Origin of the sequence: Rossellomorea vietnamensis (assembly GCF_001305855.1) — a bacterium.
Classification (GTDB): Bacteria; Bacillota; Bacilli; order Bacillales; family Bacillaceae_B; genus Rossellomorea; species Rossellomorea vietnamensis_A.
Window position 1 is genome coordinate 1 of sequence record NZ_LIXZ01000011.1, and the last position, 15,411, is coordinate 15,411.

At 39.8% G+C, this 15,411-nt stretch carries 18 protein-coding genes; 2 read left to right on the forward strand and 16 right to left on the reverse strand.

Annotated features, from left to right (window positions below; translation table 11 throughout):
• Positions 1-47 precede the first annotated feature (47 nt).
• The 11 genes from AM506_RS14145 to AM506_RS14195 all read right to left on the reverse strand — a co-directional run bounded on the left by AM506_RS14145 (position 48) and on the right by AM506_RS14195 (position 9,374).
• Positions 48-980 carry an NAD(P)H-binding protein gene (locus AM506_RS14145; RefSeq protein ID WP_060673140.1) on the reverse strand — a complete coding sequence of 311 codons (933 nt, stop codon included), beginning with the start codon at positions 978-980 and terminating at the stop codon, positions 48-50.
• 49 nt (positions 981-1,029) lie between these two features.
• Positions 1,030-1,599 (reverse strand): TetR/AcrR family transcriptional regulator, encoded by a 570-nt coding sequence (locus tag AM506_RS14150; protein ID WP_060673141.1) that lies wholly within the window; start codon positions 1,597-1,599, stop codon positions 1,030-1,032.
• A gap of 146 nt (positions 1,600-1,745) precedes the next feature.
• Positions 1,746-3,431 (reverse strand): ribosomal protection-like ABC-F family protein, encoded by a 1,686-nt coding sequence (gene abc-f, locus AM506_RS14155; protein ID WP_082386376.1) that lies wholly within the window; start codon positions 3,429-3,431, stop codon positions 1,746-1,748.
• 469 nt (positions 3,432-3,900) lie between these two features.
• On the reverse strand, positions 3,901-4,680 hold the full coding sequence (locus AM506_RS14160) for an SDR family oxidoreductase (RefSeq protein WP_060673142.1): 780 nt from the start codon (positions 4,678-4,680) through the stop codon (positions 3,901-3,903).
• 51 nt (positions 4,681-4,731) lie between these two features.
• Positions 4,732-5,112 (reverse strand): VOC family protein, encoded by a 381-nt coding sequence (locus AM506_RS14165; RefSeq protein ID WP_060673143.1) that lies wholly within the window; start codon positions 5,110-5,112, stop codon positions 4,732-4,734.
• Between the two features lie 91 nt (positions 5,113-5,203).
• Positions 5,204-5,626 carry a GNAT family N-acetyltransferase gene (locus AM506_RS14170; protein ID WP_327205543.1) on the reverse strand — a complete coding sequence of 141 codons (423 nt, stop codon included), beginning with the start codon at positions 5,624-5,626 and terminating at the stop codon, positions 5,204-5,206.
• A gap of 181 nt (positions 5,627-5,807) precedes the next feature.
• Positions 5,808-6,737: an RNA polymerase sigma factor gene (locus AM506_RS14175; protein ID WP_060673144.1), complete on the reverse strand. Its 930-nt coding sequence runs from the start codon at positions 6,735-6,737 to the stop codon at positions 5,808-5,810.
• A gap of 195 nt (positions 6,738-6,932) precedes the next feature.
• Complete coding sequence (locus AM506_RS14180) at positions 6,933-7,166, reverse strand: hypothetical protein (RefSeq protein WP_060673145.1); 234 nt, start codon at positions 7,164-7,166, stop codon at positions 6,933-6,935.
• Between the two features lie 7 nt (positions 7,167-7,173).
• A complete protein-coding gene (locus tag AM506_RS14185) occupies positions 7,174-7,386 on the reverse strand; it encodes a hypothetical protein (RefSeq protein WP_060673146.1) in 213 nt (70 codons plus the stop codon).
• An 88-nt stretch (positions 7,387-7,474) separates the two neighbouring features.
• Positions 7,475-8,632: an ABC transporter permease gene (locus tag AM506_RS14190; protein ID WP_060673147.1), complete on the reverse strand. Its 1,158-nt coding sequence runs from the start codon at positions 8,630-8,632 to the stop codon at positions 7,475-7,477.
• Positions 8,622-9,374 (reverse strand): ABC transporter ATP-binding protein, encoded by a 753-nt coding sequence (locus tag AM506_RS14195; protein WP_060673148.1) that lies wholly within the window; start codon positions 9,372-9,374, stop codon positions 8,622-8,624. Before AM506_RS14195 ends, AM506_RS14190 begins: the two co-directional genes overlap by 11 nt.
• A 165-nt stretch (positions 9,375-9,539) precedes the next feature.
• On the opposite strand from AM506_RS14195, the gene AM506_RS14200 reads away from it, so the two are divergent.
• Positions 9,540-10,238 (forward strand): LytR/AlgR family response regulator transcription factor, encoded by a 699-nt coding sequence (locus AM506_RS14200; protein ID WP_060673149.1) that lies wholly within the window; start codon positions 9,540-9,542, stop codon positions 10,236-10,238.
• A gap of 24 nt (positions 10,239-10,262) precedes the next feature.
• The gene (locus tag AM506_RS14205) at positions 10,263-11,231 is read left to right on the forward strand and encodes a sensor histidine kinase (protein ID WP_082386382.1); all 969 of its coding nucleotides are present in this window, start codon (positions 10,263-10,265) and stop codon (positions 11,229-11,231) included.
• Positions 11,232-11,574: 343 nt separating this feature from the next.
• Here the strand turns inward: AM506_RS14205 and AM506_RS14210 are convergent, their stop codons facing one another.
• From AM506_RS14210 to AM506_RS14230, 5 genes are all read right to left on the reverse strand, one after another.
• Positions 11,575-12,030, reverse strand: coding sequence for a GNAT family N-acetyltransferase (locus AM506_RS14210; protein ID WP_060673151.1), 456 nt, complete (start codon positions 12,028-12,030; stop codon positions 11,575-11,577).
• Positions 12,031-12,080: 50 nt separating this feature from the next.
• Positions 12,081-13,094, reverse strand: coding sequence for a serine hydrolase domain-containing protein (locus AM506_RS14215; RefSeq protein WP_060673152.1), 1,014 nt, complete (start codon positions 13,092-13,094; stop codon positions 12,081-12,083).
• Between the two features lie 86 nt (positions 13,095-13,180).
• Positions 13,181-13,702, reverse strand: a complete 522-nt coding sequence (locus AM506_RS14220) for a DinB family protein (RefSeq protein WP_060673153.1) — start codon at positions 13,700-13,702, stop codon at positions 13,181-13,183.
• Positions 13,703-13,730: 28 nt separating this feature from the next.
• Entirely contained in the window at positions 13,731-14,855 is a 1,125-nt protein-coding gene (locus tag AM506_RS14225; RefSeq protein WP_060673154.1) for a metallophosphoesterase, read from the reverse strand.
• A gap of 53 nt (positions 14,856-14,908) precedes the next feature.
• A complete protein-coding gene (locus tag AM506_RS14230) occupies positions 14,909-15,292 on the reverse strand; it encodes a nucleoside 2-deoxyribosyltransferase (RefSeq protein ID WP_060673155.1) in 384 nt (127 codons plus the stop codon).
• Positions 15,293-15,411 lie beyond the last annotated feature (119 nt).

Below are 15,411 nucleotides of genomic sequence, written 5' to 3' on the forward strand. Positions count from 1 at the left end.
CTCCTCCAATTATAAAAAATTAATATTCAGTTAAGTAATTCATTACACTAAACATTCATATACGCTATCGTATCCTTAATCCCCTGCTCGAAGGGAGTTGCTTCTATTTTCCCCATGAACGCTTCCAATTTTTCACCTGATAGAATTGTAGGTTCTGAATTAATATACTGCATCTCCAGTGCTTCACGCATTCCTCTACCAGCAAAGAGGGCGAAGAGAGAAAACATCGGTTTTGAGATATAGTAAAGCCCTTTTTCTTCTCCGAGAACGCTTTTTATGAGCTGTTCAAATTCAATACCGTTCGTTAGTGTGGCACCAGGTATATTCCAATTTTGATTGTAAGCTTCATCAATGCAAGCCAAGTCTACCATTACCTTTGCTCCGTCCTTTGTATAAATGAATTCGCGAGAAATATCCTTCTCTCCGACATATCCCGCCTTTTTCTTTTTCATTAGCTGATTAAGGGTGAAGTGAATATAAGTATTTTTGGCGTTCGGTCCATAAAAGTCTGGAAAATGGCAAACCAAAGTCCGTACAGAAGACGCCTTCAATAAGTTATCCATATCTAAACGCAGCTTTCCTTTCTTCGTATGAGGATGCTTATCAAAGTCCTCTGCCAGCTTTACTCCACCGCTTTTTCCGTATGCATAAATATTATCAACCACAGCTAATTTAGCATTATTTCTTTCTGCAGCAATGATAATATTTTTCGTGATCATACTTAGCTTCCCGCTCCATTCTTCATAAGGAAGATTCATTGCATGAAAGATTATTTCACAGCCTATAGCGCTTTTGATAAGGTGGTCTTGATTTTCAGCATCACCGGTCCGGATAGTTACTAGTTTCTTACTGCCAAATAATTGAATTAGTTTTTCTTTACCCCTTGCAAATGCAACTACCTCGATTCCCCTGTTGATTAATTCCTCTACGAGAGCATATCCCATTCCACCTGATGCTCCAATGACCATAACTTTATTCATTTTTCTCCCCCCCCTTAATTAACCACCGGTCAAATAAATTCAAAAAATTTTATCCTAAGGATTTCAGGATAAAATTCACATGTGACTCTGCAAGGTTCCCTACTTCAACATATGTGTCATCACAACGGCAGTAGTGACTGACAAATCCATGTAAAGATAGAAATATAGACCATGTCTGCTGGATGCTAATTTTTTTGTTACTCAAAAGGATAATGGCTTTAGCAAATTTCTCATAAGATTCGTTCGGTCCCTTATTCACATAGCTTTTCACTTCATCATCAGATAATAAAAACATCATTTCATACTGACTTTTATGCGTCATTCCAAATCGAATGTAAGCAAGGAGCACTGCTTTCAACTTTCCTAAATGGTCCATCTTTTGATTCATTACGTCATCAAGCCATTGATCTAACAATTTGAAATCACTTTCAATTATGGCATAGAATAATTCAGCTTTGTTTTTAAAATGATAGTAAATTGATCCATGACTATAACCCAGTTCAGATGCAACCTGCCTTATAGAAGCCTGTTGATACCCTTTTTTAAGAAATAACTCCCGTGCAGCATCCATTATTATTTCTTTAGTGAGTTCTTGTTTTACCGCTTTTCTTGGTGACATATTATCAAGCTTCCTTTTATTGACCAGTGTTTAATTAAATAATAACGACTACCCAGTCAATTGTCAACAATTAAATTCCAACATTTACAAAAAGGGACGGACCCTGTTTTCAGGGTCCGTCCCTAAATGATTTCACTGATCAGATTTTAAAGGTGTCTTTTCTCTTTGCTTCGCTTTTCCATTTCTATTTTATAATCATCATAGTTGCCACTGTAGCTTTTTAATGTATAATCCTCAACGGCAATGATTCTTTCTGCCATTCTATTAATAAAATAGCGGTCGTGGGAGATGAAGAAGATGGTTCCACTGAATTCGTCCAGGGCTTCCTCGATTGTTTCAATCGTATCGATATCCAAGTGATTCGTCGGCTCATCCAGGATCAACAGATTGATATCCTGAAACAATAACATCGCAAGTTTTAATCGGATTCGCTCTCCCCCTGAAAGATGTTTTACTTTCTTGAATACACTGCCTTTGTAAAACATGAACTTTGAAAGGTATTCCCGCGCCTTTCCTTCCAGAATAAAGATGTTTTCCCGGAAAGCGTCTAGGACGGTGGCTTCTTCGTTCTTAAATGTAATGATTTGAGGTAAATAAGCAGCTTTTACATTTGCACCAAACTGTAGTGCGCCTTTATCGGGTTGATCTTCGCCTATTAACATCCTTAGGAAAGTGGACTTTCCACATCCATTTGGACCCAGCATGGCTACCCGTTCTCCCTGACGGACCATGACATCAGTATTGGCAAGTATCAATTTATCTCCAAACTGTTTCGACAATCCAACTCCTTTAATCGAGTCTTTTCCCGATCTTCCAGTGGCTTTCACCTCAAGTTGCATATTCCTTCTTTCAAAAATGGGTTTATCAATTTGTTCGATCTTGGATAGTTTTTTCTGAACGCTTGCAGCCCTTTTAAAAAACTTCGTATTATCAGATCGCATTGCCCAATCCCTCAAACTTATTACCGTATTTTCCATCCGTTTGATCTTCTTCTGCTGCTCCTTAAAATGTTCATATTGTAGTCTCATATTCTCCTCTTTTTGAAGAACAAAAGAAGAGTAATTCCCCTTATAGGAAATCGATTTCTTATCTTCAATTTCCACAATTTTTGTCACTACGTTATCTAAGAAATAGCGATCATGGGAGACAACGAGAACCATGCCTTTATAGCTCTTCAGGTAGCCTTCCAGCCATTCGATTGATAACATATCCAGGTGATTGGTCGGTTCATCCAAGAGGAGGATGTCGGGCTGATGGATCAGCAGCTTCCCTAGCCCAACGGTTGTTTTTTCCCCTCCGCTTAAAAAGTCAAAGTCACGGTCTAAGAAGCTTTCTGTAAGCTGCAGACCCGTACAGACCTTGCTTAATTTCTCATCCCTCTCATAACCACCCTTTACTTCAAATAATTGAATGAGATTGCTGTATCGATTCAAAGCTCTATCAAGGTCATTCCCTTCCAACACTCTCATATCATTTTCCAACATACGCATTTCTAATTCGATTCGATCAACTTCTTCAAATGCTGAATTAAGGACATCCCTCGCCGTCAATCCTTCCAGGTAGCGAGGCGATTGTTCCAAGTAGGCACTTGTAGCACCCTTAGACATGTGAATGAGACCTTCGTCATACCCATAGCTTGAAGTCTGCGGGTATCCAGGATAATAATTCATCGGCTCAATACCTGCAATCACCTTCAAGACTGTACTTTTCCCGCACCCATTCTCCCCGACGATCCCCACTTTGTCTAATTGATACACTTCAAGTGAAACATCTTCAACGACAAGTGTTGCTTCCATATATTTTTTGATTCCATTTACTTTCAACTCCAACATATGCGTTCCTTCTTTCCTTCAAAAATGAAGTTACGCTAGTTATGGTCAGGTCAAAAAAGAATTTACTTCTATTCAATTGCAATAAAAAAGACCATAAGAAGGGAATCCTTCCTACAGTCTTGTATCATGATCAACATCTAATCCATAAAGAAGCCGTTGACGTCATACATATTGCTGACGCAGCTTGCCTCTTTGTGAAAATATAATCTTGATATCAGGAAAGTAAGTTTCCTTCTAATTGCCTGATCCCATAAAGAGCATAACAAATAAACCTATCTTCCATAGGCTTTTTCAGCTCATTACAAAATCATATTAATTTAAAAAATAAATTAATCAGCAATTAGTTGGTTCCATAAACTTACTATCCCTCCCCGCAACATTTTCATTATTATCTCATTATTAGATAATTTTGTAAACAGAGGGACGGACCTACCTTTCTAAAAAGCAGGTGCGTCCCTCACTAAATCGATTACTTTCCTAAAAAACCGCCTTCGGATTTGATCAATTGTCCTGTGATCCAGCCGGAATCTTCACTGGCTAGGAATCTGATCAGTCTTGCAGCGTCCTCTGGTTCCCCGATACGGCCGCTTGGAAACAGTGGGAGTAAATGATTTCTGATTTCATCAGTGATCCACCCTGAGTCGGTCGGGCCGGGATCGATTGAGTTTATGGTGATTCCAACAGGTGCAAGGCCGACTGATAATGGTTCAGTTATTGCAATCAACATACCTTTTGAGGCAATATAGGCTAAATTATTGGGATCCGGTCCTTTTGAAACCATGTTGATAATCCGACCCTGTTTATACCCGGGGAAAGCTCTCTCATATCGCCTTGCAAACTCCATTGTCAACAGAATGGTACCACTATTGTTCACTTGGTAATGCTTATCAAGAATGCTTTTATCAAGGGTACGAAAGTTTGCCGGCGCTTCGTATGTGGCGTTGTTCACTAATATTGAAGGCGTTCCAAGAAATTCTTCGACCTTGTCCATCAATCGAGAAGGAGCTGTTTCGTCACTCAAGTCCAGCTCCATATGGGCAGAACGCACTCCTGTATCTAGTAGCTCCTCACATAATAGATGAGGGAAATGCTGGTCTGCACCCATTCCACTCATTTCATCAAATGAACTTAAATGGGTAAAGAAGATATCAGCCCCTGCACGTGCAAGTGAACGGCAAATGGCCGCCCCAATTCCCTTGTCCCGGCTTACTCCTGTCACAATGGCTATTTTGCCTGTCAGATTGGTCATAATGTGTGTACCCCCTATCTATAGAAGAGAAGATTCTTGTTAGTAATCACCTTAAATGTTTTCATAGATTTCCAATAGAGTACCCTCAGGATCGCGAAAATGAGCGACCTTCATCCCCCACTCCAATTTCTCCGTGGGTCTTGTAATGAATTCCACTTTTTCTTTCAGTTTTTCATATGTATCCTCGACACTCGTCACCTCAAATACTAAAGCAAAACGTGCTCCTTGATCCGTCTCTTCAACGTACCCAGAGTTAAGTGCATCCGTCATCTGTTTCCTCTCAAAAATCCCTAAATGCGTTTGCCCAACTTTAAATTGCCCATATAGGGAGTTTTCATCTCCCCATGATACTTCAAACCCAAGGACGTCTTTGTAAAAAAGAAAGCATTTTCTATAATTGTCCACCAGTAATCTGGTATGTGTTAATTTCAATTCAAAAACCTCCCTTGATAACTTACATTTCTACCAATTATTCAATCCTGGTGATATTGAAGACTTTGATAGTACCAAGAATCATTTCCAATTAATGTTCTTCGAAGGTCTTCCTGAATCCATAAAACGGTCTGTATCCTTTTTGTTCATAATAGGTATGGGAAGACGTGCTTGCCAGCATTTCAATTCTGGTCTTTGGATATAGCCCATGAACGTATTTAAGCAAAGCATCTCCTATTCCCCACCCGCGGAAGTCATCTTTTATTAATAATTCGCAAACAAACAAAGTAACAGATTGATCCGTAAGTCCCCGGATATAGCCGATGACCCCACCATTAAACTCAGCTACATATGCAATGTTCGAATGATCCCATGCATCTTTGGTACTTACGCTATTTTCCACAAGATTATTCCACTTTTCTTCTGTATTTAAGGTATGTATGCAAGAAAAATCTTCCGGATTATATGCCCTTATTTCTATAAGGTTTTCATTTTTCAAACGTATTTGCATCATGAATTTCCTCCCTTTGTCCATTCCATCTATTAAATTTACTAACTCTCTACCAATCTAATTCATACTAAACTTCAGTAAAACATAACAGAAACCTCTGACTATACTTTAACATAATTATCCATAAACCCTTCTTTTTTAAAAAATAAGAAGCCAAATCATCAGATTGGCTCCCTGACTCCCATCAATTCCATTCCACAACTGGCTTGTCGATTTGAGGTGGAATCCCCAATTCTTCGCAAGCGGCAAAAATCAATTCTTTTCTAAAGTAGTAACTAACATGATGCACAATCTTACCATTCTCCACTTCCTGGTATTGGATATCATGAATTTCAGGTCCTTTCGTTCCCTCTGAAAGTATGACGATGACATTACGTCCCCATAAGCTGTATTCCTCAGCCCTCATACCAGGGAGGCCATATTTCATAGACCCGGAACGCATTTCTTTCTTGCTGTATTCCTGGAACCCGAGGGCAGCCTCATTGTGGGCTTCTTCACTAATCAATGTCAGAACCGCTTCCATATCACCTTCATTCATTGCTTTCAGGTAGGCTTGGATGACCGGATGAGTTTCAGTTACCGAATCTTGAGTCCTGCTTTCGAGTAGATCGACAGATTGCAACTTCTCTTTCATTCGACGTACCGTTGCATAAACCGCTCCTGGAGTCGTCCTCACCATACCCGCCACTTCACTTGCATCGAACCTGAACACTTCTTTTAACAAGAAGACCGCCACCTGCCTGGGGTGAAAAAGATCTAGAAGGATGTGCAATGCTTCCTCAGCCTCCAGACCATCTGTGAAGTCTTCTTGAAGAAGGTCATCTTCCTCAAGAAGACCGACATACCTTTTTTCTTTACGGCATTGATCAATCCACGTGGTTGTCGCCATTCGATACAAATAAGCTTTTGGGTTAGTCGGGTGCCATCGCTGATGATAACCTCCGAAAGCTTTTAGCATGGTATCCTGGAATAAATCCTCACCATCCCAGGGTGAGCCAGTTAAGTAACGGCAATACCTCCAAAAGCCTTCTTTGAATCCTTCCATCATGGAATTGAATTCAATCGCCAATTCCCTGTTTTTTTCCGTAAATGATTCTTTCATTTTTTCCTGCATGGTCATCCCCCTCTAATTTATCGTTCATATGTAAAACGTTTAAACAATGCAAAATTATACGGAAACAGCAAAAAAATTAGTGAAGGATTTAAATACCTCTTTTTATTTTACCATAATATTCAAACTGCCAGCATAATAGAAAAAGAGGATTCCCTTATTAGAAATCCCCTTTCCATTGAACCTGATAAACTGAATTCAATTCTTCCGTTCATTTCCCCTTTTGAAATTCCCTGTTGCTTTTGCCATGATCAACTGAATTCCTTTTTCATCGTCAGCACCTTTTACTTTTTTCAAAAATTTATCCGCTTCCCTTCCTTTTAAGATTTTCACCTGTTTTCCCTCATATTCGATATATATGCTTCCATCTTTATTGACTCGGTAATCAAAAGGAATATCAGCCAAGCGGTTTCGTTTATCGATATTGCCCATTGCGAGTTTACCCTTCCTTTCTAAAAGGTTCCTGTTGCTTCTTTTTTTGGGCCTGCCTCGTACGGATCATACTCGGTACACCTACCGACATGCTTACAATAAAACTCCACATCACGTACATCCATTGACCGGTGTATATCGCCACACAGATAAAAAACAACAGTTGACCCAAAAGGGCAAACCATGAAGCGATCCATGCCAAGGTAAGATTCTCCTTCATTCCCCAACCTCCTCTGATCTCAAAAGAAAAGTGATCAATTATGATTGCAAATGACGTATCTTTTAAGAACACTAGCTTCCATTCCACTTCAGTTCATCACCCATTTATCCTTCAAAAATAGAATTCGCCCAATGGCAAAGATAATCACCATAATCACCAGATTGCTTCCTATCGTAATCGCGATGTGCTGATAATCGACCACACCCATCAGCAATTCTTTGAATTGGCTGAATAGGTTCAGAATCGGGATGGTAAAATGTTTAAAAGTAAGTTCATTCAGTCCGACATTTGTGATGAACATGCCTGGGAACGCTGCAAGCATCATGATTGGCGCACTGTAGCTCCCTGCTTCTTTTACGGTTTTCCCTAAAATGCTTGTAATCATCTGGAGTGAAGCGATAAACACGGCATACACAATGGTAAGCAACAGAGAGATTCCCACTATCACATAGACATTCTCACCAAAGGATACTGCGGCTTTCAGGTTTTCTGTGAATAGCGTAATCTCTATGGCAAGGACAATGAGCGTGACAAGACCTGTAATCACTCCTACTGAAGCAATGGTCAACCACTTGGAAAGCATTAATGTGGATCGTTTCACAGGTGTCATGAGCAAAGCTTCCATCGTTTTCTTCTCTTTTTCACCTGCGAACAAGTCTGCAGCCGACGGTGTGGTTCCCACCCCTATCGATATGGCCAGGATTAGAGGAACAAGAAAGGATAACAGGAACATACTCCCCTCGTCATCAGACACTTCCTCCTGTGTGATGGTGAATGGCTGGATGATGGAAAGGTCCGTCCCTTCAGCTCTCAACCTTTCTGACGTAACTTCTTTTTCAAAGGCTGTTAGGGCATTTGTAGTCGCATTCATGAGGTTGCTGGAGTTCTGGCTGAAGGAATCTCCGATTAAGGTGATATCCGCTTCTTTCCCTTCATTGATATTTTGAATAAAATCATTGCTAACAATCATGGCAACAAGTGCCTCTCCCTCTTCTACGGCTTTCTTGGGATTGTCTGTTTTAACTAATTCAATGGTTTCAAATCCTGAGAATATTTGAGAGATTTCCTTACTAACGTTGGAGTCCACTGCAAGGGCATAAGTGTCTCCTTCGCCATCGGAAACCATATTCTCATAGAAAAATACGAGTCCACTCATCATAAAAATTGGAAGAAAGACGGTCAAAAGAAGAGTTCTCCTGTCTCTAAAACTGTCTTTCAACTCTTTCAGATAGATATTAAGAAGCATAGTGTTCATCCCCTCTCACCAATTTACTCATAAAGATATAATTAAGGTCCCTGCTCTTTTCAGTCTTATATAATTCTTCAATATCTCCTTGGTACACCAATTCCCCTTTATGCATCATGGCTACTTTGTCACATAGCATAGAAACTTCTTCCATGATGTGACTGGAGAAGAGGATCGTCTTTCCTTCTCTCTTCAACTGATGTACAAGCTGGCGAAATACATTTGATGAAGTGATGTCGAGACCGGTCGTCGGTTCGTCAAAAAGAATGATTTCCGGATTATGAATCAAGGTTCGTGCGATGGCGACTTTCTGACGCATCCCTTTAGAAAATCCGCCTACCCTTCGATCAAGATAATCTCTCATCCCAAACATTCTCGATAGATCATCAATCCTCACCTTCGTTTCATGTTTGCTTAATCCGTACAATCGAGCGAAGTATTGAAGATTTTCCCTTGCAGATAAACGGTCATACAAACCCGTCTCCCCTCCAAATAACACGCCGATTTTTGTTTTGATTTCGTTAGGTTCCCTTAGGGTATCGTGACCGGCAACTTCTATGGAACCCTCTGTAGGTGTCAAGAGAGTTGCAATCGTCCTTAGAAGCGTCGTCTTTCCGGCACCATTTTCTCCTAACAGCCCGACCACTTCCCCTTTTTGAACCGAAAGAGAGACATGTTTTAGCGCTGAGACATATTTCTTCTTATCTTTAAACTGTTTCGAAACTTCATTTACTTTGATCAATTTCCTCACCCCATCTGTCAATATTGTATTTTTATCTTACAAACATTTCGATTGAGAATCTTTACTTTTGTCGCGAAAAGTCCGTTTCTTGTCGTGAAAATGCCAAATTCTTCTTTGAAGATGGTAAAATGAAGGAGAACTTCAAAAGATGCGAGGGGAATGGAAATGAAGATTGGTCTAGTGGACGATCGAATGATTGACTTAGATAAATTGAACGGCATCGTTTCCCGTGCACAGGGTGTGGAAATCGTCTTTTCCACCACCTCCGCCGAGGAAGCCTATGACCAAATCAAGAAAGAAACCATTGACCTATTGATTGCGGATATTGAAATGCCCCATCTATCAGGTTATGAATTGGCAGATATTATACACTCACACGCACTGAACATATCGGTGATTTTCGTAACGGCAAATAGTGGATATGCTGTCCACGCCTTTGAACTGAACGTCCACGACTATATTATGAAGCCTTATACAAATGACCGCCTGATGAAATCAATCGATCGCCTAATGGAAAAATCGAGATCGGCTGAACTGAAAGGACGGCTTTACTTAAAACAAAAAAATGACATACATATTGTTCAGAAGAAAGATATCGTCTTCATTGAGAGATCTGGAAGGTCAACGACGATTTACACCAAAGAAGAGAGTATTAAGACCTATTTGACCTTGAATGAATTAGAAGGAGAATTACGTGAAAGGGATTTCATCCGTTCCCATCGCTCCTTTATCATCAATATACACTATGTAAAAAATTTCTCTCTTTATGCGAAGAATTCATATGTGATTACATTTGAAGGAATAGAAGCACAGGCGATGATCACAAAGGAGAAAGTAGACTATTTGCAACAACATTATTTCTAAAAGGTGGAGCCAGCTGTGAAACAAATGAAGATCTATTGGTTAATACTATCCTTATTTGGATTTATACATATACATGCATTAGTAACGAACCTACCGTGGCATCTGCCCTATTATTTCATTTATCCAGCAGTCTTTTTCGTTACTTATCTTTTTTATAGAAAGACGAAAATACAGACTTTCCGATTTTATCAGAAATGGAGCAACCTCCTTTCCCTTGCACAACTATTCTTGTTATTACCATATTTGGTCGTTCGATCATCATGGTTACCAGCGTTCTTTTTCATAATTTTCATCATAATTGAATGGGTAAGATGGGATGTCTCCACCAAATTTAAGGTTCTTCAGAAAAATTATGAGCAGCTCGAGATTGATCAGATACATTTATCGGAAACATTTCGTGTTGTACGAAGTGAACGGCATGATTTTCTCAAACACGTTTCTTCGATTCACTATATGCTTGAACATCGCCATCATGAAGAAGCAGCTGCCTATTTAGACGATTTGGTAGACGGATATGAAGAAACCAACCTTTCTATTAAAGGGGAACATGGAAGTGTGGCCGGAATTCTCCACCAGATGTACAACCGAGGAAAGTCTTGCGGGATAACGATGATCTATGATGTGGATATGCCCCTTTCGACGCTGCCCTTGCCAGATAAGAAGATTGTGACTCTTCTTGGGAATCTGTTGTCCAACAGTATAGAGGCTTCCTCCGAATGGCTTGAACGTAACGGTAATCAAGCAAGCGTCAGCCTTCAGTTTTATAAACGAAGCGGTCTTTATATGCTGATTTGCAAGAACCCTTCCCTCCCGATATCAACGTCCATCCTTGATGAGCTATATCAAAGCTACGGACATACAACAAAGGAAGGGCACGAAGGTTTCGGCACCAAAATCATTCAAGAAACCGTCAAAGAATTCAATGGCTTTCTGGACTTTGTTTATAAGGAAGAAGAATTCACGGTGAAAATTAAAATTCCGGCGATTCATTAGGAAAATTCAATTGAAAAATAAGAACGGCTCATGAGCTTACTTTTTTTCCAATCACAACACATCCATACGTTTTAGTAATGAAGTTATCGGGAATATTCTTTTGTATGAATCGAGAGGAGGAACCTCAATGAGTGGAGCAGCCGGAGCATTTTTATTTATAGTTATTCCTCTATTAATTATTGCGGTCATTATTGGAATAACCATTGGTTACTTTAGAAAAAAAGCGAGAAAAAATAGAAATTTCTAGGATAAGTTGTTTAATTAACTTGAGAAAAAGGCTTGATAGGACGAGCCTTTTTTTTGTCTCAAATACAACTAATAAGCAAATAAATGATCAAGTTATTTATCGATGACCATCTCTGCGCGCTTGAATATAACCATAAAAAGCGCATGTCCCATTTTCAGTTAAATCTCTCACTTCGAATCCACAGGTTTCATAGAACTTAAAATTGTCTGCAGAAGTATGGGCAAACCAATCTCCATGAGGTAATTTGCTTACACAGAGTTCAACAAGTTTCTTCCCTATCCCCCTGCCCCGATATTCTGATAATACCACTAGGTCCATGATATTGGCGGCCATGATCTGGTCTGATATGACCCTGACCATGCCAATCATCTTGTCTTGATCCCAAACCGTGAATGCCCAGGTCGAGTTGGTGAATATCAATGAAAATTTTTCTTTCTGCCATGATGGGGTGTTTCTAGCCCATCCGGCATCTTCAAATAATGCTTCAACATAATGTCCAGGCACTCCTTCGGTTCCTTCTCTAATGACTAAGCCGTTGAAATACTGATACATTTCCAGTTCCCCCAATTCATTTCAAATGGATCTCTCCACTTTTACAACTATTAATAATATGATCTGTATACTTCACCAATGAGCCCCTTTAGCTGATGGACACCTGTGTCTGTATTCGTCATGATGACCAGACCCTCTCCTTCATTTGGAAATGCAACCATCATACCTTGAAAGCCGACTCCCCAACCGATTGAGGAAACTTCTATCCCTTTCTCATGAATATCACGAAAAACACCAAGCCCCTTCCACTCTTTTCCAAATTGAGGGGTTAACATCTCTTTAGCACAATTTGTAGAGAACAGATTACTTTCGCCTTTGATTGCATTCATCCATTCAATAACCAAAAGAGCCACATCCGTTGGGGTGGTCCATAATCCCGAAGCTGCAGGGTAGGGGTATATTGGGTATTTTCCTTTCACCAATCCTCCATCCTTGGTATGACCGCAGGAGAACTGATCTTTGGATGGTGGCAGCTGAAAAGTACTATTATTTAATTTTAGGGGCAAGAATAAATATTCTTCCATAACCTCTTCAAATGATTCTCCCATGATATCCTCTATCATGAGTTGGATGACGCAGAAGCCGGCATCAGAATATGAGAATTCGCTCCCGGGCTTATATTTCACTTCTATTGGATTATCACAATAGGGGGTTTTGCCTTCCAATATTTCAACCATGGAAGGGGCATCAAACATAGGCATGAGTTCAGGAAATGAGCCCTCGGGATCCACAATCCCTGAATGGTGACTGAGTAAATGCCTCAAAGTTATGATTCCAAAAGAATTCACCGAAACTTTCCATGATGACAGGTACTCGTTAATATTCCTATCTATATCCAGAATGCCCTGTTCAGATAGAGTCATCACTAACATGGAAGTGAAATACTTACTGATTGAACACGCATGAAAGATTGACTCATGTTCCACTCGTCTATTTGTTCCTGCCTTAAGGAAACCAAAGCAGTCGGTTTTACTTATGCAGGCGCCTTCAATTGTAGCCATGCTGACTCCGACTACCTGGTAATCTATCAATTTTTCATTAAAGTTGATCGTTTGTGGTTTCATTGGATCCCCCACTATTTTTATTTAAGATTTCCCCTGAATTAGGCTATCACATCACTGAAAGAAATGGTTGAATCACAAAAACTGTATCAAGATTTATTCTTTTCAGAGAGTATTCTTCTAATCAGCCGGATCTGGCCCCTGTGATTAATCTCATCCTCGAATACATGAAACCAGATGAAATAATGATTGGAAGGCTGATTATCCCAAACTCTGCTTTCAAAGAGCCATTCATCATTACGTTCGGAAAACTCCTGTAACGTTTTCCTTCTTATCTCATCAAGTTTTGTCAGATAAAATTCTAGAGAGTACCCTTTTATATTCTTTCGACCTTCTTCTCCAAGGCTATAGGCTGCACCCCATTCGGTCATTTCTTGTTCGTTTGGCCTTCTCTCATCAAATAGTTCTATTTGAAAGCCTTTTTCTACGGCGGCCATGTGTAACAATAGAGCTCCAATGCTGTTGGCACCTTCGCACGGTAAAAAATCCAATTCAGAAGAAGTTAATCCTTTTACACTGTCCAGTGTCGTTTTTCTGGCATAGTCCATCTGAGAGACCAGAAAACTGATTTGTGGACTATAACCTTTTCGTCTGTCTATTTTATATTCCATTCCATATCTCACCCTATAGTCATATTGATTAAACGACGGGGGTCGAGGCACGTTGTTTCAATGGCAGGACACCTTTAGGTACCCAACCCTCTTCCCCATTTTTCTTAATTAAGTCATACCCTGTGCAGCTACTGTCTACAACACTTATGATATCTCCAATGTTCACAGATATCTGCGCACATGAAATATCCGTTTTTGCCGAATAAGTGCCCTTTTCACTTTGATGAATGTACTCATTTTTAACATATAATAGCTCATCGGTTCCAACTTGTCTGCATAGTGTAAAGTGCTCAGATGGTTGAAGGGGGATCAATTCATAATTTGGATAGGAAATGGATCCCGACATGGTTGGTTCTGCAGTAAAGTCCTTCATTGCTTCACAATATAGATGATGATCTGTATAGATATGTGAAAAGGTGTCTCCATTCTTTGTTCTATGTATGATAAATGCATTTAGCTGGCCCGTCGATTTGATAACATTCCCGCCATCGATGGAGATAATTTTTTTCTCTTGATTTACAATTGGATTATTCGAAGGAATGTCGCTGGTATAATTGACGACCGGCCAGTGCCCGACAATGACATATTTCCCTGTACGGTGTGACTTCTCCAGGAATGCAGGCATTGTGATCGCCGATAGTCGATCCGTTTCTCTCCAATCCTCCTTATCATCAAGACCTGCATGCACGAAAATATAGTCTTCTGTTTCGATTGCAGTCGGCAATTCCATCAGCCATTGGATTTCATTAGAGAAATGTTGTGTCAGGATATTTTTCACCTCCTGAACCGTCGTCTCTTCTTTTAGATCAAACCCTGCTTCATCAAGCCATTCTTTCAGAATAGAATGTTTTTTTGATCTGAGGTAGTTCATCAGTTTTGGGTTTTCTTCAAGAAGATCCTCCACCACTGTGTCGCAATTTCCTTCCGTCACATGGACGTTCGGGTTGCTATTCGATAAATCCATGATATATCGGACAGTTCCTTTACTGTTGCTTCCTTTTTCACAAAGATCACCGTTAATGATTACATAGTCCTCTGATCTAAGATTCAAGTTATTTAATAGATTTGTAAATAGATTCAGTTCTCCATGGATGTCCGAAATTACAATAATCCTGCCTTGATTAGGTAATTTCACTTCTTTTATTTTCTTCAATGTGGTCTCCTTCCTCAAGCGATGGTCACATCACTCTTAATTATTTGGGCTGTTCAGCTTCGAACAACATATTCAACTAACTCATCAATACTTCCGGAACATTTCTCCACTTCGGGTAAGTGGTAAAAGGTAGTCGTGCTAGCGAAATCATTTATTTCTCCATTTGGCGAATACAAAATGATACGTTTACCATGACCCAAGGCCATACCCAGTTCGACGTGACTTCCTTTACCACCGGGGAGTATGATGATGACGACTTTTGAATCAGTGATGGCATCTTTTTCATTCTGTCCGATGCGCTGGAGGTCTTTCACTGTTGAGGCACGTTCATTTCTCGTCCAATCATATGTTTGGGTATAACCTTTCTGTTCTAGCTTGTGACTTACATATCGAACAAGATCCTTATTTGCGAAGCTTGAGGCGATATAAAATTTCATGGTTTTCCCACTCTCCTATTGAATCTTATTTTCGAAACAAATTACGCTGCTTCATGTAATCAATTTCCTTCGTCTTGTTTTTTAGATAGGTAAACGGATTTAGAGTTTTAACAAATAGA

Excerpts from the sequence above, each read along its gene's own strand:
- AM506_RS14145 (WP_060673140.1), bottom strand. The coding sequence starts at position 980 with ATGAATAAAGTTATGGTCATTGGAGCATCAGGTGGAATGGGATATGCT.
- AM506_RS14185 (WP_060673146.1), bottom strand. The coding sequence starts at position 7,386 with ATGAAGGAGAATCTTACCTTGGCATGGATCGCTTCATGGTTTGCCCTT.
- AM506_RS14220 (WP_060673153.1), bottom strand. The coding sequence starts at position 13,702 with ATGGAATATAAAATAGACAGACGAAAAGGTTATAGTCCACAAATCAGT.
- AM506_RS14175 (WP_060673144.1), bottom strand. The coding sequence starts at position 6,737 with ATGCAGGAAAAAATGAAAGAATCATTTACGGAAAAAAACAGGGAATTG.
- abc-f (WP_082386376.1), bottom strand. The coding sequence starts at position 3,431 with ATGTTGGAGTTGAAAGTAAATGGAATCAAAAAATATATGGAAGCAACA.
- AM506_RS14180 (WP_060673145.1), bottom strand. The coding sequence starts at position 7,166 with ATGGGCAATATCGATAAACGAAACCGCTTGGCTGATATTCCTTTTGAT.
- AM506_RS14230 (WP_060673155.1), bottom strand. The coding sequence starts at position 15,292 with ATGAAATTTTATATCGCCTCAAGCTTCGCAAATAAGGATCTTGTTCGA.
- AM506_RS14205 (WP_082386382.1), top strand. The coding sequence starts at position 10,263 with ATGAAGATCTATTGGTTAATACTATCCTTATTTGGATTTATACATATA.
- AM506_RS14170 (WP_327205543.1), bottom strand. The coding sequence starts at position 5,626 with ATGATGCAAATACGTTTGAAAAATGAAAACCTTATAGAAATAAGGGCA.
- AM506_RS14150 (WP_060673141.1), bottom strand. The coding sequence starts at position 1,599 with ATGTCACCAAGAAAAGCGGTAAAACAAGAACTCACTAAAGAAATAATA.
- AM506_RS14190 (WP_060673147.1), bottom strand. The coding sequence starts at position 8,632 with ATGCTTCTTAATATCTATCTGAAAGAGTTGAAAGACAGTTTTAGAGAC.
- AM506_RS14210 (WP_060673151.1), bottom strand. The coding sequence starts at position 12,030 with ATGTATCAGTATTTCAACGGCTTAGTCATTAGAGAAGGAACCGAAGGA.
- AM506_RS14160 (WP_060673142.1), bottom strand. The coding sequence starts at position 4,680 with ATGACCAATCTGACAGGCAAAATAGCCATTGTGACAGGAGTAAGCCGG.
- AM506_RS14200 (WP_060673149.1), top strand. The coding sequence starts at position 9,540 with ATGAAGATTGGTCTAGTGGACGATCGAATGATTGACTTAGATAAATTG.
- AM506_RS14215 (WP_060673152.1), bottom strand. The coding sequence starts at position 13,094 with ATGAAACCACAAACGATCAACTTTAATGAAAAATTGATAGATTACCAG.